Source organism: Amycolatopsis sp. QT-25, assembly GCF_029369745.1.
Classification (GTDB): Bacteria; Actinomycetota; Actinomycetes; order Mycobacteriales; family Pseudonocardiaceae; genus Amycolatopsis.
The window spans coordinates 6,115,317-6,129,336 of the sequence record NZ_CP120210.1 but is presented as its reverse complement, the minus strand read 5'-3'; the positions used below and the strand labels follow the sequence as shown (position 1 = coordinate 6,129,336).

Annotated in this window: 11 protein-coding genes, 2 tRNA genes and 1 pseudogene; 10 read left to right on the top strand and 4 right to left on the bottom strand. The window is 68.5% G+C overall.

Annotated elements, in window-relative coordinates; all coding sequences use genetic code 11:
• The first annotated feature begins 160 nt into the window (after positions 1 to 160).
• From P3102_RS28485 to P3102_RS28475, 3 genes are all read left to right on the top strand, one after another.
• Positions 161 to 1,204 (top strand): 3-isopropylmalate dehydrogenase, encoded by a 1,044-nt coding sequence (locus P3102_RS28485; RefSeq protein ID WP_276363206.1) that lies wholly within the window; start codon positions 161 to 163, stop codon positions 1,202 to 1,204.
• Positions 1,205 to 1,482: 278 nt separating this feature from the next.
• A complete protein-coding gene (gene cimA / locus P3102_RS28480) occupies positions 1,483 to 3,108 on the top strand; it encodes a citramalate synthase (protein WP_276363204.1) in 1,626 nt (541 codons plus the stop codon).
• Between the two features lie 19 nt (positions 3,109 to 3,127).
• The gene (locus P3102_RS28475; protein WP_276363202.1) at positions 3,128 to 3,898 is read left to right on the top strand and encodes a fumarylacetoacetate hydrolase family protein; all 771 of its coding nucleotides are present in this window, start codon (positions 3,128 to 3,130) and stop codon (positions 3,896 to 3,898) included.
• Between the two features lie 72 nt (positions 3,899 to 3,970).
• On the opposite strand, the gene P3102_RS28470 is transcribed toward P3102_RS28475, so the two are convergent.
• Entirely contained in the window at positions 3,971 to 5,209 is a 1,239-nt protein-coding gene (locus P3102_RS28470; protein WP_276363200.1) for an FAD-dependent oxidoreductase, read from the bottom strand.
• A 551-nt stretch (positions 5,210 to 5,760) separates the two neighbouring features.
• Here P3102_RS28470 and P3102_RS28465 point away from each other — a divergent pair.
• The 6 genes and pseudogenes from P3102_RS28465 (at position 5,761) to P3102_RS28445 (ending at position 10,039) form a co-directional block, all read left to right on the top strand.
• Entirely contained in the window at positions 5,761 to 6,495 is a 735-nt protein-coding gene (locus P3102_RS28465; RefSeq protein ID WP_276371391.1) for an HAD family hydrolase, read from the top strand.
• 51 nt (positions 6,496 to 6,546) lie between these two features.
• Positions 6,547 to 6,618 (top strand) — tRNA-Gln (locus P3102_RS28460).
• A 131-nt stretch (positions 6,619 to 6,749) separates the two neighbouring features.
• Positions 6,750 to 6,822 (top strand) — tRNA-Glu (locus tag P3102_RS28455).
• Positions 6,823 to 7,414: 592 nt separating this feature from the next.
• A pseudogene (locus P3102_RS28450) lies at positions 7,415 to 8,209 on the top strand (manganese catalase family protein); the annotation flags it as partial.
• A 39-nt stretch (positions 8,210 to 8,248) separates the two neighbouring features.
• Positions 8,249 to 8,467 carry a DUF2188 domain-containing protein gene (locus tag P3102_RS37865; protein WP_346660203.1) on the top strand — a complete coding sequence of 73 codons (219 nt, stop codon included), beginning with the start codon at positions 8,249 to 8,251 and terminating at the stop codon, positions 8,465 to 8,467.
• A gap of 867 nt (positions 8,468 to 9,334) precedes the next feature.
• Positions 9,335 to 10,039, top strand: coding sequence for a GAF and ANTAR domain-containing protein (locus tag P3102_RS28445; protein ID WP_276363197.1), 705 nt, complete (start codon positions 9,335 to 9,337; stop codon positions 10,037 to 10,039).
• Here the strand turns inward: P3102_RS28445 and P3102_RS28440 are convergent.
• Positions 9,964 to 10,446, bottom strand: coding sequence for a hypothetical protein (locus P3102_RS28440; protein ID WP_276363196.1), 483 nt, complete (start codon positions 10,444 to 10,446; stop codon positions 9,964 to 9,966). The two genes, P3102_RS28445 and P3102_RS28440, sit on opposite strands and share 76 nt — an antisense overlap.
• A 209-nt stretch (positions 10,447 to 10,655) precedes the next feature.
• Between P3102_RS28440 and P3102_RS28435 the strand changes: the two genes are divergently transcribed.
• Positions 10,656 to 12,044 carry an amidase gene (locus P3102_RS28435; RefSeq protein ID WP_276363194.1) on the top strand — a complete coding sequence of 463 codons (1,389 nt, stop codon included), beginning with the start codon at positions 10,656 to 10,658 and terminating at the stop codon, positions 12,042 to 12,044.
• 54 nt (positions 12,045 to 12,098) lie between these two features.
• On the opposite strand, the gene P3102_RS28430 is transcribed toward P3102_RS28435, so the two are convergent.
• Positions 12,099 to 12,578, bottom strand: coding sequence for a hypothetical protein (locus P3102_RS28430; protein ID WP_276363192.1), 480 nt, complete (start codon positions 12,576 to 12,578; stop codon positions 12,099 to 12,101).
• Positions 12,579 to 12,720: 142 nt separating this feature from the next.
• A complete protein-coding gene (locus P3102_RS28425) occupies positions 12,721 to 13,995 on the bottom strand; it encodes an amidase family protein (protein ID WP_276363191.1) in 1,275 nt (424 codons plus the stop codon).
• Positions 13,996 to 14,020 lie beyond the last annotated feature (25 nt).

Below are 14,020 nucleotides of genomic sequence, written 5' to 3'. Positions count from 1 at the left end.
TGGTATTCACCCTTTCGGCTGTCTCGCTCTGTGGGAGATTCCGGCATAAGGGTGGTGCGGCTACGGCTACCGGGCTACGGCCGGTAACCTTCCGCTGCTGGCGTTTTCTTGCGGATGGGCCATCCGGACTGCCGGTGGCCTGGTCTACGGAGGTGTGTGGATGCGGCTCGCGGTGATCCCAGGAGACGGGATCGGGCCCGAAGTGGTCTCCGAGGCGCTCAAGGTGCTCGGTGAGGTCGTCCCGACGGCGGAGACCACGAACTACGACCTCGGCGCCGCCCGGTGGCACTCCACCGGTGAGCTGCTCCCGGAGTCGGTACTCGGTGAACTCCGTCAGCACGACGCGATCCTGCTGGGCGCGGTGGGCGACCCGACGGTGCCGAGCGGCATTCTGGAGCGCGGTCTGCTGCTGCGCCTCCGGTTCGAGCTCGACCACCACGTGAACCTGCGGCCCGCCCGGTTGTACCCGGGGGTGCGCGGCCCGCTCGCCGATTCGAGCGAGATCGACATGGTCGTCGTGCGTGAAGGCACCGAAGGCCCGTACGCGGGCAACGGTGGCTTGCTGCGCAAGGACACCGACCACGAGATCGCGACGGAGGTCAGCGTCAACACGGCGTTCGGCGTCCGGCGCGTGGTGACCGACGCGTTCAACCGTGCCGAGGCGCGGCCCCGCAAGCACCTGACGCTCCTGCACAAGACGAACGTGCTGGAGTACGCGGGCTCGCTGTGGTCGCGGATCGTCGAAGAGGTTTCGCTGGAGCACCCGGAGGTGACCGTCGCGTACTCCCATGTGGACGCCGCGACCATCCACCTGGTGACCGACCCGTCCCGCTTCGACGTCGTGGTGACCGACAACCTGTTCGGCGACATCATCACCGACCTCGCGGCGGCCGTGACCGGCGGCATCGGGCTGGCGGCGAGCGGGAACCTCGACATCACCCGGCGGAACCCGAGCATGTTCGAGCCGGTGCACGGCAGCGCCCCGGACATCGCGGGCCAGGGTCTCGCCGACCCGACCGCCGCGGTGCTTTCGGTCGCGCTGCTGCTGGACCATCTGGGACAGAAGGAAGCGGCGCGGCGGATCGAGGCCTCGGTGGCGTTCGACCTCGCGACCCGCGACCAGGCGTCGCCGGGTGCGACGCACGCGATCGGTGACCGGCTGGCGGCGCTGGTGTCGTCGAACGTACGCCCGGTCACCCAGTAACACTCCCTAGTACATGAAGGCCCCCTTCCTTGCGCCCAGGTACAGGAAGGGGGCCTTCATGTACTGAGGGCATCTCAGGGGATGGGAAGTGTCGCCCGGTTTGTGGACGCCCGCCGGACCGTATGCCATGATGCGTCCGTGACCTCCTGCACCATCATTATCGCCGAGCGCGCCGGATAACAGCTCCACAAGAGCCCCCGGCGCGCAACCTCTCGCACCCATGCGGGAGGTTTTTTTGTTGCCTGGACACGTTTTGCCACCACCATGAGGAGTTCCCCGTGACTCGCACGGAGCCCGCCGGCACACCGCTCGGCGACGCGTTCCACCTCTACGACACGACGCTGCGCGACGGTGCGCAGCGCGAGGGGATCTCCTACTCCGTCACGGACAAGTTGGCGGTGGCGAGGCTGCTCGACGATCTCGGGGTCGGGTTCATCGAAGGCGGATGGCCGGGCGCGCTGCCCAAGGACACGGAATTCTTCGCCCGCGCGGCTTCGGGCGAACTGAAACTCCGCCACGCCGCGCTCGTCGCGTTCGGCGCGACGCGGAAGGCGGGCGCCAAGGCCGAGCAGGATCCGCAGGTGCGGGCCCTGATCGAGGCCCAGGCACCGGTGGTCACGCTGGTGGCCAAATCGGACTTACGCCACATCGAGCGGGCGCTGCGGGTCGACGTCGAGGAGGCGTGCGAGATGGTGCGAGACACCGTCGCGTTCCTCGTCCGTGAAGGGCGTCGCGTCTTCCTTGACGCGGAACACTTCTTCGACGGCTACGCGTTCTCCCCGGACACCGCGCTGAAGGTGCTCGACGCGGGAGTGAACGCGGGCGCCGACGTCGCCGTGTTGTGCGACACCAACGGCGGCCAACTGCCGCTCGGCCTCGCGGAAACCGTCCGCGAGGTCAAGGAAAGGACCGGATTCCGGCTCGGGATCCATTGTCAGGACGACACTTCCTGCGCGGTGGCGAATTCCGTCGCCGCCGTGCAGGCCGGCGTGACGCACGTCCAGTGCACCGCCAACGGTTACGGCGAACGGGCGGGCAACGCCGATCTGTTCGCCGTGACGGGAAATCTGGTGACCAAGCTCGGTATGGAGGTGCTCCCGACCGGAGGCGCCGCCGAGCTCACCCGGGTCTCCCATGCCCTTGCCGAAATCGCGAACATCGCCCCCTACACCCATCAGGCGTACGTAGGGGCGTCGGCCTTCGCCCACAAGGCGGGACTGCACGCGAGCGCGATCAAGGTGGATCCGTTGCTGTACAACCACATCGATCCAGCTTCCGTCGGCAACGACATGCGGGTACTGGTCACCGAGATGGCCGGCAGGGCCAGCCTGGAGCTCAAGGGACGTGAGCTCGGGGTCGACCTTGCCGGCCAGCCCGAGGCGCTGACGAGCGCCATACGCAAGGTGAAGCGGCTCGAATCCGAGGGCTGGTCCTTCGAAGCCGCGGACGCTTCACTGGAACTGCTGCTGCGGCGGGAGGTCGGCGGCCCGCAGAGCGACGTCCTCGACGAACCGCCGTTCGAACTCGAGTCGTACCGGGTCGTGCTGGATCACCGGTCCGACGGCGAGGTCGTCTCCGAGGCGACGGTGAAGGTGCACGTCGCCGGGCGGCGCGTGCTCGCGACCGCCGAGGGCAACGGTCCCGTGCACGCGCTCGACGCCGCCCTGCGCGAGGCGCTCAGCCCGCATCTGTCCTGGTTGGACAGTGTCGAGCTGGCCGACTACAAGGTGCGGATCCTGCCCGGCCATCCGGGTACCGACGCCGTCACCCGGGTGCTCGTCGAGACCAGCGACGGCGAGCGGGAATGGACCACCGTCGGCGTGCACGGCAACATCGTCGAAGCGAGCTGGCTCGCGCTGTGCGACGCGCTCGTGCACAAGTCCCTCAGCGAAGGCCCGGCGTGAGGAGTCGTACAGTGGGGGAGTGCGTCTAGCCCGAATTGCTCATCCCGGTGGTGTCGCGTTCGCTTCGATCGAAGGGGACGGCGACGACGCCCAGGTACTGGAAATCGCCGAGCACCCCTTCGGCAACCCCAACTTCACCGGCAAGCGCTGGCCGCTCGCCGACGTCCGGCTGCTCGCGCCGATCCTGCCGTCGAAGGTGATCGCGGTCGGCCGGAACTACGCCAAGCACGCGGCCGAGTTCGGCAACGAGGTCCCGCGGGACCCGATGCTGTTCATCAAGCCGTCGACCACGGTGATCGGCCCCAACGTGCCCATCCGCCGCCCGCGCGGCGTCGGCCGCGTCGACTTCGAGGGCGAACTGGCCATCGTCATCGGCCAGCCGGTCAAGAACGTGCCCGCCGCCCGTGCGGCGAGCGCGATCCTCGGCTACACCGTGGCGAACGACGTCAGCGCCCGTGACCTGCAGAAGTCCGACGGCCAGTGGGGCAGGGCGAAGGGGTTCGACACCTTCTGCCCGCTGGGCCCGTGGATCGAGACCTCGCTCGACGCGGCCGACCTCGCGCTCAAGTCCGAGGTGGACGGTGTACTCAAGCAGGACGGCCGGACCGCGGACCTGGTGCACAAGGTCCCCGAGCTGGTCGAGTTCGTGTCCGGTGTGATGACCCTGCTGCCCGGCGACGTCATCCTGACCGGCACGCCCGAGGGCGTCGGCCCGATCGAGGACGGCCAGTCCGTCTCGATCACCATCGAAGGCATCGGCACGCTGACCAACCCGGTGCAGGAGAGCTGACCTCGCGTGCCGGGAACGGTCCGTTACTCGCGAATCTCGCGGGGAACGGACCGTTCCCGGCGTTCGGGGCCGTCAACCCCCGGCCGGCTCCATCGCCCGCCGCGCGAACGCGGGGGCGTGCTCGGGCCGCAGGCCCAGGCCCAGCAGCCGGGCGGGGACGTAGGACAGCACGGGGAACCGGCCGAACAGCTTCACCATCACCGCGGGCGGGCCGTTGCGCTTGCCTGCCATGACCGGCCCCAGGACGTTCTTGTGCAACATCCGTTGCAGCCCCTGCACCAGCATCGTGGGCGCGAGACGGCGCCTGCGGACCTTCGCCAGCTCCGCCACCGACGGCCTGCCCCGGCGCAGCGGGTCGGCGAGCAGGGTGGCGGCCGCGACCGCGTCCTGCACCGCGAGGTTGACGCCGACCCCGCCGACCGGTGACATCGCGTGCGCCGCGTCACCGATGCACAGCAGCCCGTCGAGGTGCCACTTCCGCAGCAGGTTCATCTTGACGTCGAGGAATCTGACGTCGTCGGTCGTCTTCAGCTCGTCCAGGCGGTCGGCCAAATCCGGAAGGATCGCGGCCACGTTCTCCCGGAACGCTTCGATGCCCTTTTCCCGGAGGTCGGCTCCCTTGGGGCTGAGATAGGCGATCTGGAAGTAGCCCTTGCGTGGCAGCGGCACGGCGAAACGGCGATCCCGCATCTTCGGGGTCAGCATGCCCTCGGCTTCACCGTCCCGGCGCGAGATCCTGAACCACCACGCGTCGAACGGAATGGCGTAATCCTTCGTCATCAGCCCGGCCTCCCGCCGGGCCAGTGACCAGCGGCCGTCAGCGGCGATCACCAGATCGGCGCGCAGTTCGCCGGTCTTCCCGTCGGCGTCGCGGTAACGCACCCCGCTCACCCGGCCACGCTCCAGGATCAGCCCGGTCATCTCGGTGCTCTGCCGCAGCGTGAACGTGGGCTCCTTCGCGCCGGCGTCGGCGAGCAGGTCCAGGAAATCCCACTGCGGCACCATCGCGATGTACGGGTGTGCCACCTTCAGCCGGGTCAGATCGGCCAGGCGCATCATCGTGCCGTCCTCGGCGGGGAAACCGGCATAGGAGATCTCACTGTGCGGCAAGCTGAGGAACTTTTCCCCGAGACCCAGCTCGTCGAGCAACGTCAACGTCGACGGGTGCACGGTGTCGCCGCGAAAGTCCCGCAGGAAGTCTTCGTGCTTCTCCAGCACGGTGACCTCGACCCCGGCCCTGGCCAGCAGCAATCCGGCGACCATGCCCGCGGGGCCACCGCCGACGACCACGCAGTCCGTGTGTTCGTTCATCCGTCCCACCCCTTCGAAATCTTTATTCATCACTTGTTGAATAAGCTCAGCATGCACCTCTCCGGTGGGTGCGTCAAGCGCCATCCGGGCGGATGCCCGGTGCGGACCAGGGCCTGGCTCGCCGGTCGCCGCGTGCTTCCGGCGGTGGGCGACGACTGTCCGAAAAGGACTACCGGTGTGGCGTTACGGTCCCGGAAGGACGGCAAGCGCGAAGGCGCCCTTGTGGACGGTCCGGGTCTCAAGCGGGGTAAGGATTTCGTTGTCGTCACCGGGGGTACGCGCCGTGAATCGGAAGAAAGCCCGAGCCTCGGCAATTCACCCGACAGCCCGCGTTACTCGTTGTCGGGTAACTAAAACACGACATCTCACCAACTGGGAGTAGGTACCCGCGCCGGAACAGAGCAGCCTTAATCACCTCATCGGCAGAGTCGCGATCGCGCTGGGTGCCCTAGCCTCACTTGGTGGATTTCGCTCTCGCGCCCCGGACCCCGTCACGAACCACGCCGGACGCTCCGGAGGGAGCCCCGTGGGAGCCTCCGGAGTTGCGCTTGGTGTGCCTCGACATCGATGACACGCTGATCGACTGCACGGCGGCGATCCGGCTCAGCCTGCGCACGCTCACCGGCCAGAACGATCTCTGGCCACTGTGGGATCTCATCACCGAAGAGCACGTCGCGCTGGTGGTCGCGGGCGAAATCGATTACGCGACCATGCATCACCGGCGTACTGAATGTTTCCTCGCCGAGATCGGCATTCTCGCCGACGAAGAGCAGGTCGGCGGCTTCGAACGACGTCGCCGTGAAATCCTCACCCGTTCGTGGCAATTGTTCGAAGACGTCCTCCCGTGTCTGGAATGGCTGCGGGCCGCCGGTGTCCTCGTCGCCGCCGTCACGAACGCCTCGGGCGCGCATCAGCGCAAGAAGATCGCCGACCTCGGGCTCGCCCGGTTCTTCGACCACGTGGCCATCGCCGGTGAACTCGGAGTAGCCAAACCGGACCCGGCCATGTTCCACTCGGTCTGCCTCGGCCTCGGCTGTGATCCGGCGCAGGCCGTCCACGTCGGCGACAAACTCGACACCGACGCCATCGGCGCACGCGACGCCGGACTGGGCGCCGTCTGGCTCGATCGGGACGGTATCGCCGAGCGTGCCCCGGCGGGCATGCACACCATCGCCGGCCTCGACGAGCTGCCTGAGCTGCTCGTTTCCGAGTTCGCGAAGCTCTGCGTCCCGGTCCAGCGCGCCACGGAGACCCCCGCTTTCACGGTGCGGAACAGCGTGCTCTAGTATTCTTTCTCGTGCGGCACCGAGCCGGTCAAGATCGGAACGGTACCTCACTGGGGTATGGTGTAATTGGCAGCACGACTGGTTCTGGTCCAGTTAGTCTAGGTTCGAGTCCTGGTACCCCAGCTGGAGAACTCTCCGGAGTGAAACACAGAGTGACCCCCCTGCGAAGGAGGGAAACCCGGTCTGGTAAGTTTCTCCGCAGCAACACAGCAGGTGAACAACTGAAAAGCTCCTCCCGGAGGAGACAGATCCTAGCCCCCGTCGTCTAGCGGCCTAGGACGCCGGCCTCTCACGCCGGTAGCGTGGGTTCGAATCCCATCGGGGGTACAGACAGCTACCATTCGAAAAGTCCCGACCGAAGCGGTCGGGACTTTTTGTTTTTCGGTGGAAGTCATCGCGTCTGCCGTTCTTTTACCGCTACAGCCGTAATGGTCACTTAACCGAGTTGAGCCGGTTCGACGCTCTTGAGCGGCACTGTCGTCCACTGTGGCCGGCTCTGCTGCCGAACGGGACTGAAGAGTCGGTCGGCGTAGAAAGCTGAAACGACTTCGAGTGATCCCTCCTCACGGAGCGGGATGGTCGTCCGCAGGCCCGCCCGATCAACCGCGGGAAGCCGGTACCGGGCAGGCGCGACCTCAGCCCGGCGAGCCGATCGAGCGGAGCGGAGGTCGAACACCGCCGAGGAGGCTGGGACGTCGTCGCCACAGACGCGGCACGGAAGGATTCTGCGACGCGGAGCAGCTCTCGAGGTCCACGTCCTCCGGCTGCCCTCGTGGAGGCGCATGCACTCCGGCCGACTCGCACGCCCCCCGTCGCCGCCATTCGAACGGGGTAGGTGTCGTCAGCATGATTATCTCCGAGGCCAGGGGGGAACTCGATGATCTCCGTATCGCGGGCACGTCGAGGAAGGGTTCCACTGATGTTCCGACACACGAAGTCGTTGCAGTTCGAGGCGAAGCCCGAGAAGCCGGATGCGTTGTACGCGCGGAAGTTGCAGGAGTTGATCGGGGGCGCGTTCGGTGAGATGTCGGTGACGATGCAGTACCTGTTCCAGGGCTGGAATTGCCGTATCGAGGGCAAGTACAAGGATTTGATCATGGATACGGCGACGGAGGAGATCGGGCATGTGGAGATGCTCGCGACGATGGTCGCCCGGTTGCTGGAAGGCGCTCCCGCGACGGTGACCGCGGAGGCGGTGAAGGATCCGGTGATGGCGGCGACATTGGGCGGGATGGATGTCCAGCAGGCCATTGTCGGAGCCGGTGGCGCGTTGCCCGCGGATTCGAACGGCTATCCGTGGAACGGGAGGTACATCGTCGCCTCAGGCAATCTGCTGGCGGATTTCCGGGCGAACGTGGCGGCGGAGGCACAGGGTCGGGTGCAGACGGCGCGGTTGTACAACATGAGCGACGACCCGGGTGTGAAGGCCATGCTGCAATTCAATTTGGCGCGTGACACGGTGCATCAGAAGCAATGGCTGGCCGCTATCGAGGAGTTGCAGGCGGACGGAATCGAGGGCGACATCGCCCCGTCGGCGTTGTTCGACGAAGAGGACCAGACGCACGACAACACCATTTGGCATCTGTCCGACGGTCCGGACGGTGCCAAGGGCGGATGGAGCAGCGGCCCCGAGGGCATCGAGTACTTGATGGACCCCCGAGCCCTCGGTGGTCCGGGTGTCGCACCGCCGCCGGACCCCGCCCTCTACGTCACCTCCGGGGGAGCGGACGGAGGTGCTGACGCAGACGCGGAAATGGCAGTTGCCGAGGGCGCCATCGAGACCTCGTACGAGGACGGACGGTGGAAGAACCGGGTCGTCGGCAGTTCCCGAGCAGCCAACAGCCACGACGTGAAGACCGATGCCGTCGCCAAAGGGCGGGAAATGGCGCAAAAGCGCAAGGTCGAGCATGTTGTCCGAAACCGGGACGGCCGGATCGGGCAGCGTCGGAACCACGAGCGCGACTCCCGCTGAGCTGGTGCCCCCTCCGGCTCCCGTCGCGCACTACGACGCCGCCCTCTCGTTCTGTCCCATCCGGACGGGCTCGTCGACGAGGCCCTGAGCACGCCGAAGTTGTCCTCGCCGCGCTCAGGGCCGGCGCTGTCGGGAGACGGCGGGTCCGGAGGCCGAGGCACCGGACAGATCCCTCAGACATTCGTGGCACTGCTGGGCGCGAGCCGCGTCCTTCTCCATGACCTCGCGGAAGAAGTCGGCGATGTCCTGGCGTCCCGCGTTCTCGGCGTCCCGACATACTGGCCGTAATCGTGCCCCGCCTTCAAGGCGTGGTACCGCACGGACACCGGGTCGAAGCTGACGTCGTCGAAACCGGTCTCGCCTCTGCGGCCATGTTCATCTTCTGAACTCGTTCCGCTGGGCCGACCGGTGGCGGATACCCCGGCTCGTCGGGCCGCACGCCGGCATGAGTGGCGGATGCTCCGGATCAGGCGGGCAAACCCGTGTTTTTCAGAAGTGCGCCGTGACGCGACGATCGTCCGGTCAAGGCACTCCGGGACGGGGTGCCAGGAAGTCCGTGGCGGCGCCGTGTTCTCTCGTTTTGGGGGAGCGCTACAATGAGTCACGTATCGTGAGGTCGTTCAGACTGTGTGGAACCGGTCGGATTGTGGCCTCGGGCGGGCCACCGAGAACGAGGCGAGCCGAGCACCTGCCAGCGGGCATGACCTACCCCGCCGCGGGGTGACTGTTCCTGAGCTCGCTGGTGGCCGGTTTCACGTCACCGCGGTCGAGGAACCCACTCGACAGGTGACTCCACTTGCACAACCCTGTAAGTCTTTTCGCCGCCGCCGAGGCGGCGCCTGCTGCGGCGACTCTCGCGGTGCGGGCATGACACCGCCCGATGACCTCGATACCATCCTGGCTCGCCTGCACCGTGCGGCCTCCGACGGGCAGCACCTCGGCGCCCTCACCTCGCTGCGGATCGCCGGGCTGTTCGGCCTGGACGCCCTCACCATCGACCTGATCAACAGCACCGGAACCCTGGAACTGGTGTGGTGCGACCCCGCCGACGGGCCGGGGCCCGAGCTGGACGATCTGCAGTACACCCTCGGTGACGGTCCCACGCTGGAAGCCGCCCAGCACGGCTACACGGTGTCCGAACCCGATCTCGCCGCCACCGACCAGGCCCGCTGGCCGCTGTTCCTGCCCGCGGCGATGCGGTCCCCGGCCCGAGCCGTCATCGCCGCCCCGTTGCAGGTCGGCGGCGAGACGCTCGGCGCCCTCACCGGGTACCGGGCCACGCCCGGCGCCATGACGGCGTCGCAAACACACGACTTCCATCGTGTCCGCCGAGCGTTGCTGCCCTTGGTGCCGCGGAGCGCGCCGAGTGCGGCCGGAAGCGATTCCGGCCGCGGCGACGGTCTCCGCTGCTACCGCGAAGAAGTCCAGCAAGCCGCCGGATTCCTCGCCACCACCCTCGCGATTCCACCGGATCACGCGCTCGCCCGGCTTCGCGCTCACGCCTTCCGCCACGACCGCTCCCTGACCGACCTCGCCCGCGACGCCCTCACCCGCCGCCTCCGATTGGACTGACCACCACCCGTGCCCTCATGATCGGCGTTTCCCGGTGCGGGATTCGTCGGCCTGGTCGTGGGTGCCGCGTGCGGCGCGGAGCAGGGTGTGCCGCCGGCTGTCACGAGGACACTGACCGAAGCGGCGATCCGCATTTCATGGATGAAGGCGTCGAAGGCCACGTTCCCCAGCGCCTCCGCGGTCTGGTGCGGCAGGGCCTGCGCGATGTCGACGGCTCCGCCCAGGGTTTCCTCCGTCGCCGCCGGTTCCGCGGGGTCGAGGCCGGTGGGGGCGTTGGCGCCGATGCGCGCGCGGTAGACGGCGGCGCCGATGCTGCCCAGGACCGCGATGCCTAGTGCTCCGCCGAATTCAGCGGAGGTTTCCGCCAGGGCGGAGGCGGCGCCGGCTCTGTTGTTTTCTTCGGTCATGCCTTCGCCCGTCCGGGAAGGTGAACGCCGCCGGATCTTCGATCCCGGCGCGTATCCGCGGCTCACCCCGCGGGCGCCGACCCGTGGGATCTCGACGCCCTGTTCGCCGCGGGTCTCGCCGGTGTCCTGGACGGCATCGCAAGTCGCGGGGACCGGGTGCGGAAGAGATCCATGCCCGTATTCAGATACAGATGTGTATATTTTCGGGCGTGACGGAAATCTGGATGTGGTCCGCGGTGGAGATCGCCCGCGCGGTTCGCGAGGGGGAGGTGTCGGCCCGCGAGGTCCTGGAGGTCCACGCGGCCCGGATCGCCGAGGTGAACCCGCGGGTGAACGCGGTGACGGTCGAGTTCGGGGAGGCGGCCGACGAGGCCGATCGGGTCGACCGGCTGGTGCGCGACGGTGCGGATCCCGGCCCGCTCGCGGGTGTGCCGGTGACGGTGAAGGAGAACATCGACGTCGCCGGGCATCCGACGACCCACGGCGTCCCGCACTTCAAGGACGCCGTGGCGGGTGAAGACGCTCCGCCGGTGCGCCGGTTGCGCGCGGCGGGGGCGATTCCGGTCGGGCACGGCAACATGCCGGATCTGACGCTGGCGGGCAACGTCACGGTGAGCCAGTTGTTCGGCGAGACGATCAACCCGTGGGGCGCGATCCGGACGCCCGGCGGGTCCAGTGGCGGCGACGCGGCCGCGGTGGCCTCCGGAATGGCGGCGATCGGGCTCGGCAACGACTCCGGGGGTTCGGTCCGGCTGCCCGCCCTGTTCTGCGGGCTGACCGCGTTGAAGCCGTCCTATGGGCGGATCGCGACGGATCACCGGATCGGTGGTTCCGATCCGACGCTGGCGTCGCAGTTGTTCCCGGTCGACGGGCCCATCGCCCGGACGGTCGCGGATCTCGCGCTGACCTTCGACACCCTCGCGGGCAGCGATTCGAGCGATCCGCGGGCCATCCCGCACGCCGGGTCCCTTCCCGCGCTGCCACGGCGGGTGGCCGTTTGCGCGGACCCCGTCGGGCTCGGAGTGGATCCGGTGATCCGGGCCGAGATCGACAACGCCGCCGCCGCGCTGGCCGACGCGGGTTACGACGTCGAGGAAGCCGAGCCGCCGCGGCTGGCGGACGCGCTCACTTCGTACGGCACGCTGATCACCGCGGAATTCTCCCGTCGTTGGCCGTCGATCCGGTCGCTGCTCACCGACGAATCGGCCCAGCACATGGAGTTGTCCTTCGCCCAGCGGCCGGAGGCGACCCTCGACGACTATCTCGACGCGACGGCCACCCGGTTCGGTGTGATGCGCGAATGGGCCGCTTTCGCCGAGCGGTATCCGCTGATCCTCGGCCCGGTCTCCAGTTGGCGCCCGTTCGATGCCGACCCGTTCGACTCGGAGCAGGGTCTGCGGGTCATGTTCGGCATGCGGCTGTGTACCGCGACGACCTGTGTCGGCGTCCCGGCGGTCGCGGTGCCCACCGGTCTCGACGATGGCCAACCGCTCGGCGTGCAGTTGATCGGGCCGCGCAACCGCGAAGACGTCTGCCTGGAGGCGGCCCGCGTACTCGAGTCCCGCTTCGGCACCTTCGGCCCTGTCCGGCACCCCTAGGCGATTCGGCCTTCTCCTCGAGAGAATCGGGTCATGGCCGGGCGAACCGACGTGTCAGGGGGTGAAGCAACTCAAGACCGGCGGTGTTGTCGCGGTGGTGTCGGACAGTTCCGTCAGCCACATGAGCAGGTTGAAGACCGCGAACACGAAATCGTTCGTTTCACCGCTGTCCGCCAGCCGCACCTGGATGGCCCGGCCGGCACCGTCCCCGGCCAACTCGGCGAGCAGCGCGCGCAACGCCGCACGCGGGCCCGGGGGGATGCACTCGATGGTGACCCCCAAACCCGCTCGATCCGTCAGGGCCACGGTGTAGAGATCCTCGGGCGCGGCGGGAAACCTCGCCCGGATCGTCGCCGCACACCGGTCGACGAGCTCGTTCAGGACGGCGGCCGAGGTCGTCGCCGAACCGGCGTTCGCCAAGACCGTGAGCGCGCCGGCGATGTCATCGAGTGCTTCCGCCCGCACCGCGGCCAGCAATTCCTCCGTGAACGACCCGACATCCGGCTCGGCCGTGGGGTTCCGCTCCTCGTTCATCTTGAGCACATACCCGCGGGGGCACCCGCTAACCGCCGGATTACCGGAGCAGTAACGTAAATCTCCGAAAGCGGCCTGCCCCCTTCGTCGGAAGAACGCGTGCACAGGCCGCGGCATGGCCGGAAGGTGTGCCACGAAGCCGCTAGGCGCCCAGGACCCGTTCGACGAAAGCCCCGGCCGCCAGCAGCTTCCGGTCGGTGCCGACCGCGCCGTCGAGCGCCAGCCCGGCGGGCAGGCCACCGCGGCCGCGGCCCATCGGGACGGTCAAGCCGGGAACGCCCGCGATGCTGCCGGGCTGGCAGTTGCGGATGAAGGTGGGGAAGGTCGGAACCGCCCGCCCACGGTGGACGAACTTCTCGACGGCGGTGAAGTCCTGGGCCGTCGCCGGTGTCGTGGGGAATCCCAGTGCGTCGATGCCGGTCTCGCCGAAGATCTTCGCGTAGGCGCGGCGTAGGGCCGAGCGGTCGGCGAGAGCGGCCTCGTAGACGGCCGGTGCGACGCCCGGCACGACCGATTCGGCGAAGATCGCCCGGACGTCGGCCGCGGCGACCTCGTCGACAAGTCGCTCGAACGAGACCTCGGGCACGTACTGGGCGAGGTACGCCCGCAGCCCGATGCCCGCTTCGTGGATCACCAGCGGCATGCCCTGATCGGCGACGAGTTCGGCGAGGGGCGCGTCGTCGACCGGCACCAGCGTGACCCCGGCCGCGCGCAGGCGGGTCAGCGCGGCCGTCCACAGTTCCTCGACGTCTTCGGCCAGGTCGCCGGTCAGGAAACCGTACGGCACACCCAGCCGGATCGGCGGGAGTTCCAGCGGAGGCCCCGGTTCCTCCGCCGCGAGAACGGCGTCGAGGAACGCGAGATCGGTGACCGTGCGGGCGATCGGGCCCACCGTGTCGCGGGTGCTGCTCAACGGCGTGATGCCGTCGGACGGATAGCGGCCCGTGGTGGGCCGGAAACCGCAGACCCCGTTGAGCGCCGCGGGCACGCGCGCCGAACCCCCGGTGTCGGTGCCGAGGCCCATCGGGACGATGCCCGCCGCGACGGCCACCGCGGTCCCGCCGCTGCTGCCCCCGGCGAACCGGGACGGGTCGCAGGCGTTGCGCACCGGACCCAGCGGAGTCGTGTCGCAGGTGATGCCGAACGCGAGTTCGTGCATGGCCGCCTTGCCGATGACGGTGGCGCCCGCGTCGAGCAGGCGCCGGACCACGCTCGCGTGCGCACGCGGAACGTGGTGCGCCAGCGCCGGGGTGCCCGCGGCGTTCGGCATGCCCGCGACGTGGATGTTGTCCTTGACGACCACCGGAAAGCCCGTCGGCGGGCCGACCGGTTCCGGCGCGAGGTGGCTGAGCGCGTGGAGGTCCTGGACCTCTTCCGCCCGAGCGCGGCATTCGGCGGCACTTCGAGTTCCACTCACCGGCAGCTCCTGGGGTCGCGGGCGG

What these genes read in the sequence shown, in the direction of transcription:
- P3102_RS28485 (WP_276363206.1), top strand. Translation starts at nt 161, where the DNA reads ATGCGGCTCGCGGTGATCCCAGGAGACGGGATCGGGCCCGAAGTGGTC.
- P3102_RS28470 (WP_276363200.1), bottom strand. Translation starts at nt 5,209, where the DNA reads ATGAACGAACACACGGACTGCGTGGTCGTCGGCGGTGGCCCCGCGGGC.
- P3102_RS37865 (WP_346660203.1), top strand. Translation starts at nt 8,249, where the DNA reads ATGGCAGTTGCCGAGGGCGCCATCGAGACCTCGTACGAGGACGGACGG.
- P3102_RS28445 (WP_276363197.1), top strand. Translation starts at nt 9,335, where the DNA reads ATGACACCGCCCGATGACCTCGATACCATCCTGGCTCGCCTGCACCGT.
- P3102_RS28440 (WP_276363196.1), bottom strand. Translation starts at nt 10,446, where the DNA reads ATGACCGAAGAAAACAACAGAGCCGGCGCCGCCTCCGCCCTGGCGGAA.
- P3102_RS28430 (WP_276363192.1), bottom strand. Translation starts at nt 12,578, where the DNA reads ATGAACGAGGAGCGGAACCCCACGGCCGAGCCGGATGTCGGGTCGTTC.